The organism is Rhodococcus sp. UYP9 (assembly GCF_040547235.1).
In the GTDB taxonomy this organism is placed as follows: Bacteria; Actinomycetota; Actinomycetes; order Mycobacteriales; family Mycobacteriaceae; genus Rhodococcoides.
Window position 1 is genome coordinate 124,816 of sequence record NZ_JBEPPH010000009.1, and the last position, 23,579, is coordinate 148,394.

At 62.1% G+C, this 23,579-nt stretch carries 2 protein-coding genes; both read left to right on the plus strand.

The features are described 5' to 3' along the window. The first annotated feature begins 78 nt into the window (after positions 1–78). Positions 79–20,931 (plus strand): non-ribosomal peptide synthase/polyketide synthase, encoded by a 20,853-nt coding sequence (locus ABIB36_RS20820; RefSeq protein ID WP_354562846.1) that lies wholly within the window; start codon positions 79–81, stop codon positions 20,929–20,931. A gap of 124 nt (positions 20,932–21,055) precedes the next feature. Then, positions 21,056–23,579: non-ribosomal peptide synthetase (locus ABIB36_RS20825; RefSeq protein WP_354562844.1), on the plus strand; the 2,524-nt coding region annotated here is incomplete at its 3' end.

Here is a 23,579-nt window from a genome sequence, read left to right on the forward strand (position 1 = left end):
GTTGTATTCGGTGCTTGATCGACCTCTGCACTCAGAAGTCGATCAGGGGCGTGTGATTGTGGGAAAGAGAGGCTTCGATTGGACCCGCTAGGTTCGGCAGGATCAGGTCAGGATGCGCAGGGGGGCCGCGAGTCGTCGTTTCCGCTCTCTCCTGCTCAACTCGGGATGTGGTTCGCGCAACACGTCGATCCGTCCGTTCCCGCAAACATCGCGCAGTACGTCGAACTACGTGGTGTTCTCGACATCGACCTTCTGCAGCGAGTGTCGTCCGAAGCAGCGCTCGAGATGCAGTCCGGGTTCGTTCGTATCGTCGAAGTCGATGCTGAACCGCGCCAATACGTCGATCCCACCCTCGACGACGAACTCGGATACCTCGACCTACGCGGTGAGGACGACCCGCGAGCAGTAGCGCACGCGTGGATGCGAGCCGACTACAGCGCTCCGATAGACATGCTCACCGACCGGTTGATCGCCGCGACGGTGCTGCACCTCGAAGACGACCTCTTTTTCTGGTACGAGCGCGTCCATCACGTGGTGCTCGACGGATTCGGTGCGGTCACGTTCATGAATCGCGTCGCGGAGCTCTACACCGCCGCCGTGAACGGCACCGAGCCGAAGAAGAATCTGTCCTCGGACCTGACCAAGGTCTACGACCTCGACGTTGCATATCGGGACTCGACTCGCTTCGAGACCGACCGCGAGTACTGGGCGGATCGAGTGGCGGGAATCGACTCTGTGACGAGCCTGGCCGGGCGCAGTGCGGCTCCCGCACCCGTCAGTCAGATCGACACCACGGCGTTGTCGCCGCTCCAAGGCGCGCGGATCGAAGAGTTGACCACTGCGACGGGTGCAACGCTGGCAAGTGTCGTGATCAGCGCGTTCGCGGCCTACCTGGCACAGATGACCGGACGCGAGGACGTCGTCCTGAGCCTGCCGGTCACCGCTCGCACCACGGCAGTACTTCGCCGCTCGGGTGGCATGGTCTCCAATGTCGTCCCCCTGCGTCTCGACGTGTCGAGCGACACCACGATCGAAGAGCTTCTGGCACGCATCGGTACCGAAGTGACCGGTGCGCTTCGGCATCAGCGTTACCGCCACGAAGACATCCGCCGCGACGCCGGCGGTGCCGGCGGACAGGCGTCGTTTTTCGGACCGTGGGTCAACATCATGCTTTTCTTCAGCGAGTTGCGTTTCGGTTCGATGGTCGGCGGAATCAACATCCTCTCCACCGGTTTGATCGAGGATTTCGGGCTCAACCTCTATCAGAGCGTCGCAGGCAGCACGACTCACGTCGATTTCGAGTCGAACCCGAACCTGTACGGCTCCGAAGAATCGGCACGCAATCACGCACGCTTCACCGACTTCCTCGACCGGTTCATCGCGGCAGGGCCGAGCGCCCGAGTATGGGACCTGGAGCTGACCACTGCAGACGAGAAAGCCTCTGTACTGCAGATCTGGAACGAGACAGAACACGAGCTGGTCCAACGGACACTTCTGTCGGACTTCCATGCCCGCGTCGACCTCGATCCAGAGAGCACAGCGCTCGTCTACGAAGGCTTGTCGCTCACCTACGGCGAACTCGGTTCGCGCGTGAGCGGTCTTGCCAGGATGCTGATCGCCCAGGGTGTAGGGCCGGAGACACTGGTCGGATTGTCGATTCGTCGATCACTCGACCTGATCGTTGCGATGTATGCGATCGTCGAAGCCGGCGGCGCATGGGTACCGCTCGATCCGGATCATCCCGCCGATCGCACCGCCTACATTCTCGACTCTGCGCAACCACTCTGCGTTCTGGTCGTCTCGCGCGACGGCGTGGAACTGCCGGACGGCACCGACACGATTCAGGTCGACCTTCTCGACTACGCAGCGCTGAATTCGGCACGCGTCGAAGAGTGCGATCTCCTCTCCCCGTTGCGACTCGACAACACCGCATACGTGATCTACACCTCGGGTTCCACCGGCCGACCCAAGGGCGTCGCAGTCACTCACGCGGCGATCGACAACCAACTCCAGTGGATGCGCTCGGAGTACGAACTCGACTCCACCGACGTCTACCTGCAGAAGACGGCGACAACGTTCGACGTCTCACTGTGGGGCTTCTTCCTTCCCCTCCAGGTCGGCGCCACCATGGTGTTGGCCACTCCCGACGGACATCGGGACTCGGTCTACGTCGCGGACAAGATCGCCGAACACAGCGTGACCGTCACCGACTTCGTGCCGTCGATGCTCACGGTGTTCGTCGCGAACGCACCGATCGGAACATGCGGGTCGTTGCGGCATGTCTTCGTCATCGGTGAAGCGTTGCCGGTGGAAACAGCAGCAGCCTTTCGTGAGCTGACCGATGCCGGGCTGCACAACTTGTACGGCCCCACCGAAGCTGCGGTCTCGGTGACGTACTACGAAAGTGGTGTACAAGACGACAGAACTGTTCCCATCGGAGTTCCCGAATGGAACACCAGGGCTTTGGTACTCGACGGCCTGCTCCGGCCCAGCCCGGTCGGAGAAAGCGGCGAACTCTATCTGGCGGGCGTGCAGTTGGCTCGCGGATACGTGGGCCGACCAGATTTGAGCTCGGACCGTTTCGTCGCCAACCCGTTCGAGAGCGCGGGGGAACGGATGTACCGCACCGGCGATCTCGTGCGTTGGCGTGCGGACGGCACCATCGACTACATCGGGCGTACCGACTTCCAAGTCAAATTTCGTGGGCAGCGCATCGAACTCGGTGAAATCGAGACGGTTCTTCTTGCACACCAATCCATCTCGCAGGCCGTGGCACTCGTGGTTCCCACTGCGACCGGAGAGCAACTTGTCGCCTACGTAGTACCCGGTCCAGGCGCTGCGCTCGACGCTGCCGAGGGCACCGAGTTCGCGTCCCGATCGCTTCCGTCGTACATGGTGCCTTCCGCGATCGTCGTTCTCGATGCCCTGCCGCTGAACACGAGCGGCAAGCTCGATCGAAAAGCGTTGCCGGAGCCGGTGTTCAGCAGCGCCAGAAAATACCGAGCACCGCAGACACGTGTCGAGTACATGGTTGCAGGTGTCTTCGAAGACGTCCTGGGCGCATCGCACGTCGGTCTCGACGAGGACTTCTTCGAACTGGGCGGTAACTCGCTGATCGCAACGCAACTCGTCACCCGGGTGGGAACTGCCCTCGGCATCCGTCTCGGTGTCCGAGAGTTGTTCGAAGCACCGACGGTCGGTGCGCTCGCATCGCGTGCCGAGACTGCGATCGAACAAGGTTCCGCAGGCCCACCACTGACTGCCGGTACTCGGCCGGATGTTCTGCCCCTGTCCCTTGCCCAGCAACGTATGTGGTTCCTCAACCGGTTCGACCCGGATACCGCTGCCTACAATCTCCCGTTCATGGTGCGACTGACCGGCGACGTGAACGAAGTGGCGCTGTCCCAGGCATTTGCGGACGTGGTCGCTCGTCACGAAACGCTGAGGACGGTCTACCCGCAGGTCGACGATGCCCCACAACAATTGATCCTGCGGACCGAGGACGTCTTGTCGGATCTCTCGGCCGCAACCGTCGACGAGAATTCGTTGGCTACCGAATTGGTGGAGTTCGCTCGCGGTGGATTCGACGTGGCAGTCGCCGCACCGATCCGGATCGCGCTGTTCAAGATTTCCGATACCGAGTACGTGCTCGCCATGGTGCTGCATCACATCGCGGCGGACGGGTCTTCGTTCGGTCCACTCGCACGCGACATGATGGCCGCTTACGAGGCCCGGTCGAACGGACGGGTGCCCGCGTGGTCGCCGCTCCCGATCCAGTATGCGGACTACGCGCTGTGGCAACGTCGACTCCTCGGACTCGAGAGCGATAGCGCATCGCTGTCCGCTCAACAGATCGAATTCTGGGTCCAAGAATTGGACGAGCTTCCCGATCAGCTCGATCTGCCATCGGATCGCCCCCGTCCGTCGGTGGCGACCAACGGCGGAGCAAAGAGCCGCTTCACCATCGATGCTCGCATCCATCGCGGTCTCACCACCGTGGCACGCGCACACCAAGCGTCGCTCTTCATGGTCGTCCAGGCCGCGTACGCGGTGTTGCTGTCGAGGTTGAGCGGTACCACCGACATTTCGATCGGTGCGCCGATTGCAGGCAGAGCCCACGAGCAACTCGACGATATCATCGGCATGTTCGTCAATACGCTGGTTCTTCGTGCTCGGGTTGAGCCCCACGATTCGTTCGACGAACTACTCGATCAGGTACGCAACACCAACCTGTCGGCGTTCGCGCACGCAGACATCCCTTTCGAGCGACTCGTCGAGGTCCTCAATCCCGCTCGATCCACTGCCCGGCACCCACTGTTTCAGGTTGCGCTCTCCCTGGAAAAGGCACGTGTGAGCGAGCTCAGCTTCGCCGGTCTGCAAGTGACCGCACAGGAACTCGATGTTCCGATCGCAAAATTCGACCTTCAGCTCTGGCTCACCGAGCATCAGGACGATTCCGGGGAGCCGGGACGAATCGAAGCCACCTTCGAGTACGCCACAGATCTATTCGACGAGTCGACGATCGAGGGATTCGCAGACAGGTTCCTGCGCATTCTCGAGGCCATCGTTGCAGACGCGTCGGTTCCGTTGGGCGCCATCGATATTTTGGCTCCGGACGAGTCCGAGACGTTGACGACCATTCACGGTGGCCGCGTCGAATCGCGGCGACTTCTGCCAGAATTCTTGGCGGCCGGTGTGTCTGTCAACCCGGACGGCATCGCGGTGCACACGTCTATGGAGACGGTGACGTACCGAGAACTCGACGAGCTGACCGATCGATATGCTCGGTACCTGATCGATCGCGGCGTGGGACCGGAGTCCGTTGTCGCACTGGCATTTCCGCGCTCGCTCGAGATGGTCGTCTCGATGTGGGCAGTGGCGAAAGCTGGTGCCGCATGGGTTCCGGTCGACCCCGAATACCCCGTCGACCGGGTACGGCACATGCTGTCGGACTCAGGGGCCCTCGTAGGGATCACCTCGTCGGCTCGCGTCGACGAACTACCCGGTACGTGCGAGTGGTGGGCAATCGACGACGCCGAGTTCGAGGAGGCTGTCGCCGGCTATCCGGCTGTCGGCTTGTCCGACGAGGATCGGACCGCGCCACTGAGGCTGGACCACCCCGCGTACATCATCTACACCTCCGGCTCCACCGGCCTGCCCAAGGGCGTCAGTGTCACTCATCGAGGCCTGTCGGGCCTTATCGACCAGTCGGTCGACCTGTATCGGGTGACGCCTGCGTCGCGGTTCCTGCACGTGATCTCCCCGAGTTTCGACCCATCGGTTCTCGAATGGGCACTCACTGCCTCGGCTGGAGCAACTCTGGTCGTGGCTCCGCCGTCGATCATCGGTGGCCCCGAACTTCATCGACTTCTCGCCGATGTTGCTGTCACACATGCGATCATCACGCCGGCCGTGCTCGGCTCCGTCGACCCGGCCGGCCTCGACGACCTGGAATTGTTGTCCGTCGGCGGTGAGGCATCCGCGGCCGATCTGATCGCGCGTTGGGCGCCGGGCCGCCGCTTCTTCAACGCATACGGGCCTACCGAAACAACGATCGTATCGACGCGCGGTGAACTGTTCGTCGGCGAGCCGATCACGGTAGGTCGGCCTGTGCCTGGTGTCGGCGCTCTGATTCTGGACTCGCGCCTGCAGCCGGTCCCTGCCGGTGTCGCAGGTGAGCTCTATCTGTCGGGCGACGCTGTCGCACGTGGATATTACAAGCGTGCAGGGTTGACTTCGGATCGGTTCGTCGCCGACCCGTACAGCAACGCGGGGACGCGGATGTACCGCACCGGTGACATTGTTCGATGGACGAAAGACTTTGCCATCGAGTACGTGGGGCGCTCGGACTTCCAGGTGAAGGTTCGCGGCTTCCGTATCGAACTCGGGGAGATCGACGCAGCGCTCGAGACGTTCCCGGCGGTCACCTTCGCTGCGACACTCGGACGCGAAATGCAGTCCGGTCAAACGGCTCTCGTGTCGTACGTGCACGGTTCGGTGGGTATCGACAAGGACGAACTGTCGAAGCACGTTGCTCGTCTGCTGCCGAACTACATGGTGCCCTCGGTGATCGTCGTTCTCGACGAGGTTCCGTTGACACCGATCGGCAAACTGGATCGCCGGGCGCTTCCAGAACCGGAACTCGGAATCAGCTTTCGTCAGTTCCGTGCCCCGACGACTCCGATCGAGGAAACTGTTGCGACAGTGTTCAGTGATGTCCTCGGTGTCCCTGTCGTCGGCCTCGACGACGACTTCTTCGAACTCGGCGGCAACTCGCTACTGGCCACTCAGGTGGTCTCCAGGCTGGGTGTCGCGCTGGATGCAAGTGTTCCCGTACGCATGGTTTTCGAGGCATCCACGGTAGCGCTTCTTGCAGTACGGGTGGAGCAAGCAGCGGGCGAAGGCGGTCGCACCCCCTTGGTCGCCTCGACCCGTCCCGAACACGTGCCACTGTCGTTGGCGCAGCAACGGATGTGGTTTCTCAATCGATTCGACACCGATTCCACTGCTTACAACATTCCGTTCGCACTGAGACTGACCGGCGAGCTGGACGTGGCGGCACTCCAAGTCGCCATCATGGATGTCATCGATCGACACGAGTCGTTGCGGACCGTCTACCCGGACACCGCCGACGGCCCGCGGCAGTGCATCCTCGATGCGGCTCAGACCGTACCGAATCTCATGCCGATTCAGACGTCGGCAGCGGACATCCAGCGCCAGGTCTTCGCGCTCGCTTCGACCACGTTCGACGTGACGGTGAACGTCCCCATTCAAGCCCGACTGTTCGAGATCGGGCCACGCGAGCATGTGGTCGCGATGGTGGTGCACCACATATCGGCCGACGGCTGGTCGATGGGGCCCCTCGCTCGCGACATCATGATCGCCTATGCGGCTCGGACGGCGTGGGAGCATCCCGCATGGCTGCCCCTGGCCGTTCAGTACGCCGATTACAGTTTGTGGCAGCGATCGGTTCTCGGTTCGGAGAAGGACTCGACGTCGATTGTTTCGAGCCAGGTCCACTACTGGGCGGACATGCTTGCAGGGCTACCGGATCAGCTCGATCTGCCGACCGACCATCCGCGGCCGAATCGTCAGTCCTACAAGGGTTCCTCGGTTCGTTTCGAAATCTCTGCCCGCATGCATCGTGAATTGTCCGTTCTGGCGCATGCCCACAATGCTTCTCTGTTCATGGTTGTGCACGGCGCCCTTGCCGTTTTGCTCTCGAGACTGTCCGGGACGAACGACATTGCCATCGGGACGCCCGTGGCCGGTCGCGGGGACGCCGCGCTCGACGATTTGGTCGGGATGTTCGTCAACACCTTGGTGCTCCGCACCGACGTCGACGCGTCGCGATCGTTCTCGGAGCAGCTCGGTCGCGCGCGGGAAGTGGCGCTCGGCGCATTCGGTCACGCAGACCTGCCCTTCGAACGCCTCGTCGAGGTGCTCAATCCAACACGTTCACAGGCGCGGCACCCGCTTTTTCAGGTCATGCTTTCCTTCGAGAACCTCACTCGAAGCCACGTCGAACTGCCCGGTCTCTCCGTCGACAGCGTTGCTCTCGATACGGAGGTAGCAAAGTTCGATCTACAGCTCAACGTCGTCGAGTCGATCGGGGAGGACGGTCGCGGGCAGGGCATGTCCGCCGAATTGACCTACGCAATAGATCTTTTCGATGCTGAAACTGTGCGCAGTTTCGCGTCTCGATTCGTTCGCGTTCTCGAAGCGGTCGTCGCGGATTCATCGGTCGCGGTGGGTGACATCGATCTGCTGGATACCGGTGAACGCGAGCGAGTTCTATCGACGTGGAACAGCACACGGCACGATGTCGCATCCGGTCTGACACTGGTAGATCTGTTCGATCGCCAGGTCGAGGCCACACCTGACGCCACAGCGCTGGTGTACGAGGACGCGACCCTTACGTACTCGGAATTCGATTCTCGAGTCAATCGCCTTGCGCGGCACTTGATCTCGATCGGTGTCGGCCCGGACATGTTGGTGGGGCTTGCGATCGGCCGCAGTGTGGAACTGCTGGTCGGAATGTATGCCATCGTCAAAACAGGCGCCGGATACGTACCTGTCGATCCGACGCAGCCAATCGAGCGCAACGAGTACATCATTGCCACCGCGTCCCCTGTCTGTGTGTTGTCCACGACGCGGGATCATCTCGAACTCGGCGTCATCGGCGTCATCGACATCGATACGCTGGACGTCGACGGGTACTCGAACGCGCCGGTGTCGGACGATGACCGGGTCCGCCCGCTACGGGAATCGAATACGGCATACGCGATCTTCACCTCCGGTTCGACAGGTCGGCCCAAGGGTGTCGCAGTGGCGCATTCGGCCATCGTGAATCGTTTGCTGTGGATGCAGAACGAATACCCGATCGACGACGCCGACGTCGTTCTCCAGAAGACCCCGTCCACATTCGACGTCTCGGTGTGGGAATTCTTCTGGGCTCTGCAGAACGGTGCGTCGGTGGTTGTTGCTGCGCCCGACGGCCATCGAGATGCCGGCTATCTCCTTCAACTCGTTCAGCGCGAGCGGGTGTCCGTCGCACACTTCGTGCCGTCGATGCTGGCGGTGTTCGTTCCGGAGGTCGAGGTCCGCCGGGCCGCGGCTAGTTCGTTGCGTCTGGTGTTCGCCTCGGGTGAAGCGCTCGCTCCGACAACCGCACAGGCATTGCGTCGAACGTTGCCCCATGTCGCCTTGCACAATCTGTACGGTCCCACCGAGGCTGCCGTCGACGTCACATACCACCCGGTGAGCGACGTCGACACAGTTGTGATGCCGATCGGTATGCCCGTGTGGAACACCTCGGTGTTCGTGCTCGATGCGCGCCTGTTGCCGGTGCCGGTGGGTGTCGCGGGTGAGCTCTATCTCGCGGGTGCTCAGTTGGCGCGCGGATACGTCGGTCGTCCGGACCTCTCGGCCGACCGCTTCGTCGCAGATCCGTTCGCGCAGTACGGAAGTCGGATGTACCGAACCGGCGATGTCGTGCGGTGGAATCGCGGCGGTGAACTGGAGTACATCGGTCGCAGCGATTCGCAGGTCAAGCTCAGGGGTCTGCGCATCGAGCTCGGTGAGGTCGAAGCTGTGCTACTCGAAAACACCTCGATCCAGCAGGCGGCCGTCTCGGTGCGAGGCGAACAGTTGGTCGCCTATGTGGTCACTGCTCCCGATACCGATCTCCGTCCGGTACGAGAGATGCTGGCCTCACGACTGGCCGAGTACATGGTCCCGTCCGTTTTCGTGCCGTTGGCGCAATTCCCGCTGGGTGCCACGGGCAAGCTCGACCGTCGTGCACTTCCGGATCCGGTACATGTGCAGCGCGAGTACCGCGAACCCGTCTCGCCGACGGAGCAGGCGGTCGCGCGAGTCTTTGCAGAGGTACTCGACGCGAACGAGGTCGGACTCGACGACGATTTCTTCGAACTGGGCGGCAACTCGTTGATCGCGACGCGTGTCGTGACTCGACTGGGCGCAGCCCTCGATGCCGAGATCGGCGTCCGTACGTTGTTCGAGAATCCGTCTGTCGACGCTTTGGCTCGCGCACTCGCCGAGCGGGCAGGTGCCGGACGCCGTAAGCCTCTGGTGCCGCAGGCGCGCCCGGACCTCGTTCCCCTCTCTCTCGCCCAGCAGCGCATGTGGTTTCTCAACAGGTTCGACACTGCCTCCGGGGTCAACAATATTCCTGTGGCAGTGCGCTTGTCCGGTCTGCTCGACCGACAGGCACTCAATGTGGCCGTTGCCGACGTGTTGGATCGGCACGAGTCCCTTCGTACCATTTTCCCCGAGGTCGACGGGTCCGGCCATCAGTTGGTATTGCCCACCAGCCAGGTGATTCCTGATCTCGCGCCGATCGAGATCTCCGGGGACGACATTTTCTCGGTTCTGGAAGACGTTGCGACGACCGGCTTCGACGTCACCGTCGAACTTCCGTTACGTGCGCGTCTGTTCGAAATCAGCCCGACCGAACACCTTCTGGTGCTGGTCGTCCATCACATCTCCACCGATGGCTTCTCGATGGGCCCACTGACCCGGGACATCATGACGGCCTATATTGCCAGGTCCGAAGGCGTGCAACCGAATTGGTTGCCGCTACCGGTTCAGTACGCGGATTACAGTTTGTGGCAGCGTGACATGCTCGGGCACGAGAGTGACCCGGAATCGCTACTGGCGCGGCAACAGAACTATTGGAAGTCTGCGCTCGCAGGGATACCTGCCCAGTTGGATCTGCCGGTAGATCATCCGAGGCCAGCGGTCGCATCGAATCAGGGTGCGGGCGTGAGCTTCCTCGTCGATCAGGACACCGTGGACGTCCTGACCGATCTTGCACGTCGCCACACCTCTTCGCTGTTCATGGTGATGCATTCGGCTTTCGCTGTCCTGCTCGCGCGTCTCTCGGGGACCGAGGACATCGTGGTCGGAACTCCGGTTGCTGGACGAGGAGAGTCCGCTCTCGACGATCTGATCGGCATGTTCGTCAACACGCTCGTTCTCCGCACCCCGGTGGACAGGCGTGCACGGTTCGATGAGGTGCTCGCCGCTACGCGTACGACGGACTTGCAGGCTTTCGCCAACGCAGATGTCCCGTTCGAACGCCTCGTCGAGGTGCTCAACCCTGCCCGATCGCAAGCCAGACACCCACTGTTCCAGGTGATGCTCTCGTTCCAGAACATGGAGCTGACGAACCTCGAGCTGCCAGGACTGTCGGTCTCGATGGTCGACTTCGAAACCAAGGGTTCGAAGTTCGATCTCCAGCTGACCATGAGTCAGAAGACCGACGAGCACGGCACCGACGCCGGCTTGTCCTGCCTCTTCACCTACGCAACCGACCTGTTCGACGCGGCCACCGTCGAGGCGATGGCCGCTCGTTTCCAGCGGATCTTACGAGCGATCGAAGTCGATCCGGCAATCATTGTCGGCGACATCGACTTTCAGGAACCGGAGGAGTACAACCAGCTGGTCCGCACGGTCAACGATACCGAGCATGCGGTCGATAGCACCCAGACTCTCGCCTCCCTGTTCGACGCGCAGGTCGGTCGTACTCCGAATGCGACTGCGCTGGTGCTTGCATCGGAGACCGACGCCCCGTCGCCGGTCCTTACCTACGCGGAGTTCGATGCGCGAGCGAACGCCCTCGCTCGGTATCTGGTGGGCCGAGGTGTCGGCCCCGAGTCCACCGTGGCATTGGTGGCACGGCGTTCGTTCGAGCTGCTGATAGGCATGTACGCGATCATCAAATCCGGGGCAGCGTACGTGCCCCTCGATCCCGATCAGCCTGCCTCGCGTAACGAGCACATCCTGGCGACTGCTCGGCCAGTTCTGGTCCTTGCGACCGAGGACACCGCGAACTCGATCACTGCGGATGCGCCTGTCTGTGTATTCGACACGCTCGATCTGAGTGAAGTGTCGACGTCTGCGATCACCGACACGGACAGGACGCGTCCACTCCGACCGGACAATCCGGCCTACCTCATCTTCACTTCGGGATCGACAGGTCTGCCGAAGGGTGTCTCGATCAGTCACCGCGCGATCGTGAATCAGATGCTGTGGCGTCAGGAGATCTACCGGCTGACCGATGCCGACGTATTGATCCAGAAGACACCGGCGACGTTCGACGTGTCGGTGTGGGAGTTCTTCTGGGGGCTGGAAAACGGCGCCTCACTGGTCATCGCTCCACATGATGCGCATCGAGACCCAGGCCGGATCACCCGCATCATCGAGCGGGAACAGGTGACACTCGCGCACTTCGTTCCTTCCGTACTGTCCGTGTACGTCACCGATGTCGATACCGACGCGTGCCGGTCCCTTCGACTGCTGTTCGTCGGCGGCGAGGCATTCACGCCTTCGGCCGTGGCTCGGGTTCGAAAAGTCTTTCCTGGCGCCGAGTTGCACGACCTGTACGGACCTGCAGAGACTGCAGTCGACGTCACCTTTCATGAAGTCACCGACGTCGATACCGAGACCGTTCCCATCGGTGTGCCACTGTGGAACACGCGCGCATACGTGCTGGATCAACGGTTGCACTCGGTGCCCGCCGGAGTACTGGGGGAGCTGTATATCGGCGGCGTGCAGCTCGCCCGCGGATACGCGAGTCGGGCCGACCTGACAGCTGAGCGTTTTGTGGCAGACCCCTTCGGCGAGAACGGTTCTCGACTCTACCGAACCGGTGATGTCGTACGTTGGAATTCCGCCGGCGAACTCGAGTATGTGGGGCGGAGCGATTTTCAGGTCAAGCTTCGAGGCCAACGTGTAGAACTCGGTGAGATCGAGTCGAGCGTGCGCTCGGGCGCCGAGAACATCGACGACGCGGTCGTGGTCGTTCATTCCGATGCACGCGCAGGCGATCGACTCATCGCCTACGTGGTGCCCCGGCCTGGTCACCTCGTCGATACCGAGTCGCTTCGTGCGTCAGTGAAGATGTCACTGCCGTCGTACATGGTGCCGTCGGCGTTCGTAACGTTGGATGCATTCCCACTCAACGCGAGCGGGAAGTTGGACCGACGTGCCCTACCGGTGCCCAGTGCCGAGGTTGCGCAGTTCCGCGCACCCGTCACACCGATCGAGGAGATCGTCGCTCAGGTATTCACGAACGTCCTGGGCACGGCGAGGGTTGGTCTCGACGACGATTTCTTCGAGCTCGGTGGAAACTCACTGGTTGCCATGCAATTGGTTTCGAGGTTGGGTACCGCGCTGGACTCGAGTGTCGGAGTACGAGAGCTGTTCGAGAATTCGACGGTCGGCGCGCTGGCGGCCAGCGTCGAGCGCAAAGCCGGGACAGGTGGCCGCAAGGCGCTCGGTCCACAGAACCGCCCGGCATTGATCCCATTGTCCCTTGCACAGCAACGGATGTGGTTCCTCAACCGATTCGATCCGGAGTCGGCTGTCAACAATATTCCGGCGGCGATCAGGCTTACCGGAGCTTTGGATGTCGCGGCGCTGGCCGCGGCGGTAGGCGATCTGACGAGCCGTCACGAGTCGTTGCGCACCGTCTATCCGGACCACGAGGGATCGGGATACCAAAAGATCCTGCCCGTCGGTGACGTCACGCTCGATCTGACACCGGTAGACGTTTCGGCAGATGAACTGCCGGGGCGTATGTACGAGTTGGCTGCGACTGGCTTCGATGTCACCCTGCATGTTCCGTTCCGTACGCAGCTCTTCCGGATCGGTGCTCGCGAGCACGTGCTGATGTTCGTAGCCCACCACATTGCGGCCGATGGGTTTTCGATGTCTCCGCTGGCCCGCGATGTCATGACGGCATATGTGGCCCGATCGGAGGGGCATGACCCAGGCTGGCCGATGCTCGAGGTCCAGTATGCGGACTTCGCCATCTGGCAGCGCGAGGTGTTGGGGTCCGAATCCGACCCAGGCTCGCTGCTCGCTCAGCAGGAGACATTCTGGCGAGACGCGCTCGCCGGGCTGCCCGACGAGGTGACTTTGCCGACCGATCGTCCTCGCGGAGAGAAGGCTTCGGGTCACGGGGCCATGGTGTCTTTCGACGTCACCGCAGATGTACATGGTCGACTCTCAGCGCTCGCGCGAGAAAACAACGCGTCGTTGTTCATGGTCGTCCACAGTGCAGTTGCCGTGATGTTGGCCCGCATGTCGGCGACGGACGATATCGCGATAGGCACACCGATCGCGGGTCGCGGAGACGCTGCTCTCGACGATGTGATCGGGATGTTCGTCAACACCCTTGTCCTGCGCACCGATGTGGACGCAGCGACGACGTTCAGCGAATTGCTCGCGACAGCGCGTGAGGTCGACCTGGCTGCATTCGCGCATTCCGATATTCCGTTCGAGCGTCTGGTGGAGGTGCTCAATCCCGAGCGCTCACAAGCCCGTCATCCGCTGATTCAAGTATTGCTCGCGTTCCAGAACGTCCGACGGACTGGATTCGACCTCCCTGGGCTTACCGTCGCGCCGGTGGACGTCGACGCGGCGACCGCGCGTGCAGACCTGCAATTGACGGTCACCGAATCGACGGCTGTAGACGGCACCCCGGATGGTCTGCGAGTTTTCTGGACCTACGCAACAGATCTCTACGACCGAGGAACGGTCGAAGAGTTCGGCGCTAGGTTGCTGAGGGTGCTCGACGCGGTTGCCGAGGACGAACACATCGTGATCGGCGAGATCGATCTGCTCGGTGCCGAGGAACGAGTGCTTGTGACCTCGACCTGGGCAGGTGTCGACGGGATCGATCCCTCGGTATCGACATTGGCCGAGATGTTCGACCAACAGGTCCTGTGGGCTCCGCAGGCGACTGCGGTGGTGTTCGGTGATGAGCGGTTGAGTTATCGGGAGCTCGACGATCGCTCGAATCGCCTTGCACGTCACCTGATGTCGACTGGAGTCGGCCCGGAGTCGTTGGTCGCCGTGGCATTGCCACGATCGGTGGAGCTCGTTGTCACATTGTTGGCTGTGATCAAAGCCGGCGGTGGGTATGTGCCGGTGGATCCGACCAATCCGGCAGACCGCATCGCCTACGTCTTGGCAGATGCTGCACCGACTGCGTTGGTAACCTGGTCGGGACGCGAATTCTCAGTGCCTGCAGAGTTGGACTGCGTGGAGATCGACGCCGTCGATTTGTCGGTTTTCGGTTCCGCTGCGGTGAACGATGTCGAGCGTGCTCGTCCGCTCCGTCCCACGGATGTTGCCTACGTCATCTACACCTCAGGATCGACGGGGCGTCCGAAGGGCGTAGTGGTCCCGCATGTCGCGGTGGCGCGTTTGATGGCCAATACGGATGGGCTGTTCGAGTTCGACAGCAGTGATGTGTGGACGCTGTTCCACTCGTACGCATTCGACTTTTCGGTGTGGGAACTGTGGGGGCCCTTGCTTCACGGCGGCACGCTCGTGGTGGTGGACTACTTCACCTCACGGTCGCCGGAGTCGTTCCGTGAACTGCTGATTCGTGAAAATGTCACCGTCCTGAACCAGACCCCGTCGGCGTTCTATCAGCTGGCAGAGGTGGACCGAGTCGGCACTGTCGGTGAGGGAAGCTTGCAGCTCAGGTATGTGATCTTCGGTGGTGAGGCCCTCGAACTGCGTCGACTGTCGGATTGGTTCGATCGACACGGGGAGAACGGTCCCGAGCTGGTGAACATGTACGGGATCACCGAGACCACCGTGCATGTGTCGCATCGTCGGATCGACCGCGAACTGGTGTCGAGTGCTACGGGATCGGTAGTGGGCGGAGCTATCCCAGGGCTACGTGTCTATGTTCTCGATTCGCGTCTGGAGCCGGTTCCGGTGGGTGTTGCGGGCGAAATGTATGTTGCGGGTGGAACGCTCGCTCGTGGGTACCTCGGTCGAACGGACCTGACTGCAACGCGCTTCCTCGCCAACCCGTTCTCTGGTAGTGCGGCGCATGCTGCTGGTTCGTTGATGTACCGCACCGGTGATGTGGCGCGGTGGACCATCGATGGTGATCTCGAGTTCGTCGGTCGTGCTGATGATCAGGTCAAGATTCGTGGCTTCCGTATCGAGCTCGGTGAAATCGAATCCGGGCTGTCGAGTCAGGATTCGGTGGGCCAGGTGGCCGTCGTGGTTCGAACCGATCGGCACGACGCACAACAGTTGGTGGCGTACGTCGTACCGGTCGTGGGTTCGAGCGTCGATGTTCAGGCCCTTCGTGGTGCAGTGGCTGCGGTGTTGCCGGAGTACATGATTCCGTCAGCTTTTGTTGTGGTGTCCGAGATTCCGTTGACTGTGAACGGAAAGTTGGATCGTCGCGCGTTGCCGGAGCCGGTGTTCGAGGTTCGAGAGTTCCGGGCGCCGACTACGCCGATCGAGGAGATCGTCGCGGAGGTCTTCGCCGACTTGCTCGGTGTCGACAGGGTCGGTGTCGATGACGACTTCTTCGAACTCGGCGGCAACTCGCTGATTGCGACGCGAGTGGTGTCGAGGATCGGCGCAGCGGTCGATTCAGTTGTGCCGGTGCGTGCACTGTTCGAGTCACGAACAGTGGAGAGGCTCGCTGTCGAGGTCGAACGGTCCGGAACGTCCGGGAGAGTCGCGCTTGCCGCGCGCACGCGCCCGAACGAGATCCCACTGTCGTTGTCCCAGCGTCGTATGTGGTTCTTGAACAGGTTCGATCCCACCTCGACGGCGTACCTCGTTCCGTTTGCACTTCGCCTGTCAGGCGAGCTGGATGTAGCAGCCCTCGGAGCGGCCGTCGCCGATCTCATTTCTCGTCATGAGTCGCTTCGAACCATGTATCCGGAGTCCAAGAACGGCCCGGTGCAGAAGATTTTGCACCCGTCTCGGTCAATTCCGGAGCTGCCGGTATCAGATGTCGCCCCCGACGCTGTGGCTGAGCACATCGCTGTACTCGCGTCCACACAGTTCGATGTGACGACAGAGGTACCGATGCGAATCGAGCTCTACCGAATCAGTGCCACCGAGCACGTGCTCGCGATGGTTGCGCATCACATCAGCGTCGATGGGGTATCGGTCGGTCCGCTGGCTCGTGATCTGATGACCGCATACGCGGCGCGGGCGACGGGCACCGAGCCGGGTTGGATTCCGTTGCCGGTGCAGTACGCCGATTTCAGTCTTTGGCAGCGCGAAGCGCTCGGCTCCGAAGACGACGCGAACTCGACTGCGGCTCAGCAGATCAGCTACTGGACCGACGCACTCGCGGATCTTCCGGACGAGCTGACCCTCCCGTCCGATCGCGCGCGACCGGCAACGCAGTCTTTCGCCGGTGGCAGTGTCGAATTCGACATCGATGCAGAACTACACGGACGTTTGCGCGATCTGGCACGCAAGCGGGGTAGCACCTTGTTCATGGCGGTGCACGCGGCCTTCGCCGGGCTACTCTCGAGGCTCTCCGGCACAGAGGACATCGCTGTCGGTACACCGATCGCCGGTCGCGGTGATCGCGCACTCGACGATCTGATCGGCATGTTCGTCAACACACTGGTTCTACGCACACAGGTGGACGGCGCACTGTCGTTCGACGAACTCATCGACCGCGCCCGTGAGGTGGACCTCGGCGCCTTCGCCAACGCGGACGTGCCGTTCGAGAGGCTGGTGGAAGTCCTCAATCCTGTCCGTTCGACTGCACGGCACCCGCTGTTTCAGGTCGGGTTCTCCTTCCAGAACCAGGGAGTCACCGATGTGGCCCTTCCTGGTCTCGATATCGCAGCAGTGGATATCGAGTCCGGTGTGGCACAGTTCGATCTGCATCTGATCGTGGTGGACCGCTATTCCGAAAGCGGAGTGCCTGCAGGAATGTCGGCAGAGTTCACGTTCGCGAAGGATCTCTTCGACCACACAACGGTGAGCACGATCGCGACTCGGTTCGTCCGGCTACTCGAATCTGTGGTCGATCGACCCGAGATACTGCTCGGGGACATCGACTTGCTGGCTGCTTCCGAACGCGAACTCGTACTCGATTCGTGGAATTCGACCGACCATCCCGTTGACCGCGAAGCCACTCTGGTCTCGTTGTTCGACGAGCAGGTCGCGATCCATCCGGACTCGACTGCGGTGGTCGAGGGTGATCGCCGCTGGACCTTCCGTGAATTCGATTCGAAGGTCAACAGATTGGCCCGGTATCTGATCGCACGTGGGGTCGGACCGGAGACGCTGACGGCATTGGTGATACGCCGCAGTGCTGATCTGGTTGTCGCGATGTTCGCCGTCGCGAAAACAGGTGGCGCATATGTTCCACTCGATCCCGATCAGCCGCTGGAACGGATCGAGTACATACTCGACACTGCTGAGCCGATACTGCTGCTGTCCAAGTCGAGTGACGGTTCGCGACTGGCGAACCACTCCGTTCTGGACATACCGATGTCGGATATCGCAGGTCTGGAACTATCGGCATATTCGGACGCGCCGATCACCGATTCGGAGCGGCAGGCACCGTTGCGCGCGGGTAACTCCGCATATGTCATCTTCACCTCGGGATCGACCGGACGCCCCAAGGGTGTGGCCGTGACCCACGCTGCGATCGTCAATCAGCTCATGTGGAAGCGAGCGGAATTCGATCTCGATTCGCGGGATGCGATTCTGCTGAAGACTGCAGCGACGTTCGACCTGTCGGTGTGGGAGTTCTGGTCGGCCCCGACGTCAGGGGCGACCCTCGTCATCGCCGGACCGGACGAGCACCGCGACCCCGCACGAGTCAACGACATCATTCGGAAAGAGTCGATCACCACGCTCCATGTCGTGCCGTCGATGTTGACCGCGCTGATGGTCGACGGAGATGGCGCCCTTCCGTCTTCGTTGAAGCGCGTGCTCGCGATCGGTGAGGCACTGCCGGGAGATACCGCGCGGCGTTTCGTCGAACACAACGACGCTGGCCTGTTCAACCTGTACGGCCCCACCGAGGCTGCGGTGTCGGTGACCTCGCACCGCGTACGACCCGATGAGAGTGCGCGCGTCCCGATCGGTCGGCCGGAGTGGAATACACAGACGTACGTGCTCGATACCCGCCTACACCCTGTCCCGACGGGAACCATCGGGGAGTTGTATCTTGCGGGCGGGCAGCTGGCACGGGGGTACCTCGGCCGTCCCGATCTGAGCGCTGAGCGCTTCGTCGCCAGTCCTTTCGACCCCAGTGGCGGACGGCTGTATCGCTCGGGTGACCTGGCCTACTGGAATGCAGACGGCGAGCTCGTGTTCGCGGGCCGCTCCGACTTCCAGGTCAAGATCAGAGGCTTCCGGATCGAACTCGGCGAAATCGAGGCGGCAATGCGCGCTCTCGATACGCTCGCCGATTCGGCGGTGATCTCGCACTCCGACGCCCTCACCGGGGATCGACTCGTGGGGTATCTGGTTCCTTCCGAATCCCGGACGATCGACATCGACGAGATACGGACCGCGTTGGGTACGTCGTTGCCGTCGTACATGGTGCCGTCACACTTCGTCGTCCTGGGGTCGTTGCCGCTCAACGCCAACGGCAAGCTCGACAGGGCAGCGCTGCCTGCTCCGGTCTTCGAATCGACCGAGTTTCGCGCTCCGACCGATCCCATCGAGGAGATCGTGGCGCGTGTGTACTCCGAGCTTCTGGGAGTGGCTCGAGTGGGACTCGACGACGATTTCTTCGCACTGGGCGGCAATTCCCTGGTCGCAACCCAGCTCGTTGCCCGTCTCGGGGCGGCACTGAATGCGTCGATCTCGGTGCGCTCGGTGTTCGAGGCGCCGACGGTCGGTGCGTTGGCTGCGCGGGTGGAATCGCACGTCGGGCAGGGAGCTCGTGTGCCTCTGGTCGCACGCCCTCGTCCGGAGGCCGTGTCGCTGTCCTTGGCGCAGCAGCGCATGTGGACCCTCAATCAAGTGGATCGTGCATCGGACGCCTACAACATTCCAGTGGCCATCAGACTCTCCGGTTCATTGGACGTCGCGGCGCTGCGAGCCTCAGTGGGCGACCTGTTCCGTCGGCACGAGATACTGCGTACGCGGTATCCGGATTCCGATCACGGCCCCGTGCAATCCGTGGTTCCGGTGTCCGAAGTGCTACCAAGGCTCGAGATTCGTGAAATCTCGGCCGCCGACGTACCGGCAGTCGTCGGAGACGTCGTCACCGCCGGGTTCGATGTTGCGGCCGAGGTGCCCGTTCGCGCCGAGCTCTTTTCGATCAGCGAGACGAACGGTTCCGAGTTCGTGTTGGTCTTCGTCGCACATCACATCAGCGCCGACGGCTTCTCCATGCGGCCGTTGATCAGAGACGTCATGACTGCCTACGTCGCCCGGACGGCAGGCGACGCGCCGCAGTGGACGGAACTGCCTGTGCAGTACGCCGATTACGCGTTGTGGCAGCGCGAGGTCCTCGGATCCGAGGACGATCCGGACAGTGTGTTGTCCAAGCAGATCGGCTACTGGGCCGATGCTCTGGTCGGCGCGCCCGAGCAGATCGCGTTGCCGACCGACTTTCCGCGCCCTGCTCGAGCGTCCTTGCGCGGTGGCCGCTCCGAGTTCACGGTCCCGTCCGACATAGCAGCGCGTGTACAAAAAACTGCGCGTGAGCACAATGCGACAGTCTTCATGGTCGTGCACGGCGCGTTGGCGGTGCTGCTGTCGAAGCTGAGCGGTGATCAAGACATCACCGTAGGGACCCCGGTGGCGGGTCGTGGTGACGCCGCGCTCGACGACCTCGTCGGAATGTTCGTCAACACGTTGGTGCTCCGGACGAAAGTCTCGCCGAGCGCGACCTTTGCTGATCTGTTGATAGACGTACGGGAAACCGATCTGTCTGCGTTCGGTAACGCCGATGTCCCTTTCGAGCGGGTTGTCGAGGTGGCGGGTCACAAGCGCTCGGCCGCCTACAGTCCTCTGTTCCAGGTCATGCTGACCTTCCAGAACCTTGCCACCGGCACGTTCGCATTGCCTGGCCTGGAAGTGTCGGCTTTGGAAAGCGGACTGGAGCAGGCCAAAGTCGATCTGCAACTGACGGCGGTCGAACGTTTCGACGATTCCGGTGATCTTGTCGGAATCGATGCCGTGTTCAACTACGCCACGTCGTTGTTCGAGTCGAAGACGATCGAATTGTTCGCGCAGCGTTTCACCCGTGTGCTCGATCTCGTGACCTCAGACCCCAGCAGTGTCATTCGGGCGGTGGACATGCGGGCCGAGGCCGAACGTGCAGAGCCGGCACCGAAGCCGAAGACGATCGACGACCTGCCCGAACTGGTCTCGGCCGCGGCCGCAGTTGCCGCATCGTCCATTGCGGTGTCCCACGCCGGAACTTCCGTCACCTTCGGTCAGCTCGACGAGAAACTGTCGGCCGTCTCGAAATCGACCGGGGGCGCACTCAAACCAGAGGCGGTTCTGTCGGTGGCGCTGACAGGTCTTATACCAGGAATATTGCCTGCGCTGGGTGCCGATGGTTTCGCCGCGACAGTTGCGTCACTGATCAGTGACGCTCAGTCGTTCATCGCTGATCCGGGAGGACCCGGTGTCACCATGCAGTGACCTACCTGGGCCTGATCGTGAACTTGGAGTCGAAGCCGGTTTGTGTCGCAGCGTTTCGTAGGGTGTCTCGTGTATGCGATGCATCTCGGCGCGTCCCGCGGCGGTTAGTAGGAGGAACACTCAGATGTCGAATGGTCGGCCGAACACTCGAAGCCAGGACGCTGCCGGCAGCGTAACCGTGGACGAGCTTCCAGGAGTGATCTCTGCAGTTGTCGATGCTGCGCCCGATCGCATCGCGTTGACCCATGGTGGGACAACCGTGACCTACACGACGTTGCATGCCGAACTGACTGCGCTCGAGGCCGCCATGGGTGGCGCACTCGGCACCGAGGCCCTCGTCACCGTCGTGCTGTCCAACGTTCTTCCCGGCGCACTCGAGTCCCGCGGCCTCGCCGGCATCGTCGAGTCGATCATCGCCGACGCCTCCGAGGTGTTGGGGGATATGACGCCTGCAGGCCCGCCGACGCTCGTATCCCGGTTCGAGGAACAGGTCGCCCGTACCCCGGATGCAATCGCCGTCGAGTTCGAGGGCGCAAGCTTGACCTACGCGGAATTCGATTCTCGCGTGAATCGACTCGCCCGCCATCTCGTGTCGCTGGGAATCGGCCCGGAGTGCCTCGTCGGATTGGGGATAAAACGGTCGCTGGAGTTACTCGTCGGCATGTACGCGATCGTGAAATCGGGAGCAGCCTACGTTCCGCTCGATCCTGATCACCCGGCGGAGCGGCTGGCCTACGTGCTCGACGTCGCTCAGCCGGCAGCCGTACTCGGCCTGTCCACAGAACCCCTCGACCTGCCGACCGGGGTCGGTGTCATCGAGATCGACTTGTTGGAGCTGGACGGATTCGACGCGACCGCCCTCACCGACAGCGACCGGGTTCGGACGTTGTCGGACGACGCGTTGGCCTACGTGATTTTCACATCAGGATCCACCGGCCGCCCCAAGGGTGTGGCAGTTTCACATCGCGCGATCGTCAGCAATGTGCAATGGCGTCAAGATCACTACGTCTTGACACCGGACGATGTGGTGCTGCAAAAGACGCCGTTCACATTCGATGTGTCGGTGTGGGAATTCTTCTGGCCCTTGCAGATCGGTGCGCGTCTCATCGTCGCGACACACGATGGACACCGTGACCCCGCGTATCTTGCTCGTGTGATGATCGACCGCGGTGTCACTGTGGCGCACTTCGTGCCGTCGATGCTCGCGGTGTTCGTCGCAGAACCCTCGGTCCGCGGGATCGAGACTCTGCGATATGTATTTGCGTCCGGTGAGGCGCTCCCGGCTCAGACCACGACGCGCTTTCATACCGTCAGCTCGGCAGAACTGCACAACTTGTACGGGCCGACAGAGGCCGCAGTGGATGTCACGTACTACGAGACTGCCGATGTGGAATCGGGATCCGTCCCTATCGGCCGGGCCGTGCACGACACCTCGCTCTACGTGTTGGACGATGGCCTCCGACCGGTGTCGACCGGTGTCGAAGGTGAGCTCTATCTTGCGGGCGTCCAACTTGCACGTGGTTACGTAGCGCGACCGGATCTGACAGCCGATCGGTTCGTGGCTGATCCGTTCGAGAGCGGGCGCCAGATGTACCGGACCGGCGACCTGGTCCGGTGGGTACCTCGCGGTGAAGTCGACATGCTGGAATATGTGGGACGCACCGACTTCCAGGTGAAGCTACGTGGTCTTCGCATCGAGCTCGGTGAGATCGAAACTGCCGTTCTCGAGCATCCTTCGGTAGCACAAGCGGTCGCCCTAGTCCACACCGACGACTCGCTCGGTGATGTCCTTCTCGCGTATGTGGTGCCTGCGCAGGGCGAGGTCATCGACCAGGAGTCTCTGGCGCAGGCTGTCGCGTCCCGCTTGCCGGAATACATGGTCCCCGCGTTGTTCGTCGCAGTCGAGGAGTTCCCACTCGGTTCCAGCGGCAAACTCGACCGACGAGCTCTTCCCGCTCCCGACTTCTCCTCGCTGGCAAGCGAATACAGGGAGCCGTCCACCGAAACCGAGCTGGCGCTTGCAGCGGTGTTCGCCGAGGTACTCGGTTCCGAGACCATCGGTGCCGACGACGATTTCTTTGCGATCGGCGGTAACTCGTTGATCGCCACTCGGGTGATCTCGCGCATCAATGCGCGATTCGACATCCGTATCGACGTTCGCGACTTCTTCGACGCGCCGACGGTCGCGGGACTCGCGATACTCGTCGACGCCGCAGTTGCGCAGGGCGGCGGGGGACGAGCACCGCTCGTTCCGCAGGAGCGGCCGGATGTTGTTCCGTTGTCGTTGGCGCAGCAGCGGATGTGGTTCCTCAACCGATTCGATACCGCGTCTGCGGTGAACAATATTCCGGTGGCGATCAGGCTGACCGGTGATCTCGACGTCGCTGCGCTGGAGTCCGCTGTCCGCGATGTCCTGTCGCGTCACGAATCCGTGCGCACGATCTATCCCGAAATCGACGGTGTCGGATCACAGTTGGTGCTCGAGGTCGATGCGGTGGCTCCCACTTTGGCGGTAGAGCCGGTGGCGGAGGCGGACGTGCTCGACCGTGTGGTCGAGTTCGTCTCTGTTGGTTTCGATGTGACGGCGGAGGTGCCGTTTCGGGCTCGTTTGTTCGAGGTTGTGGGTTCGGGTGGTGTGGGTTCGGAGT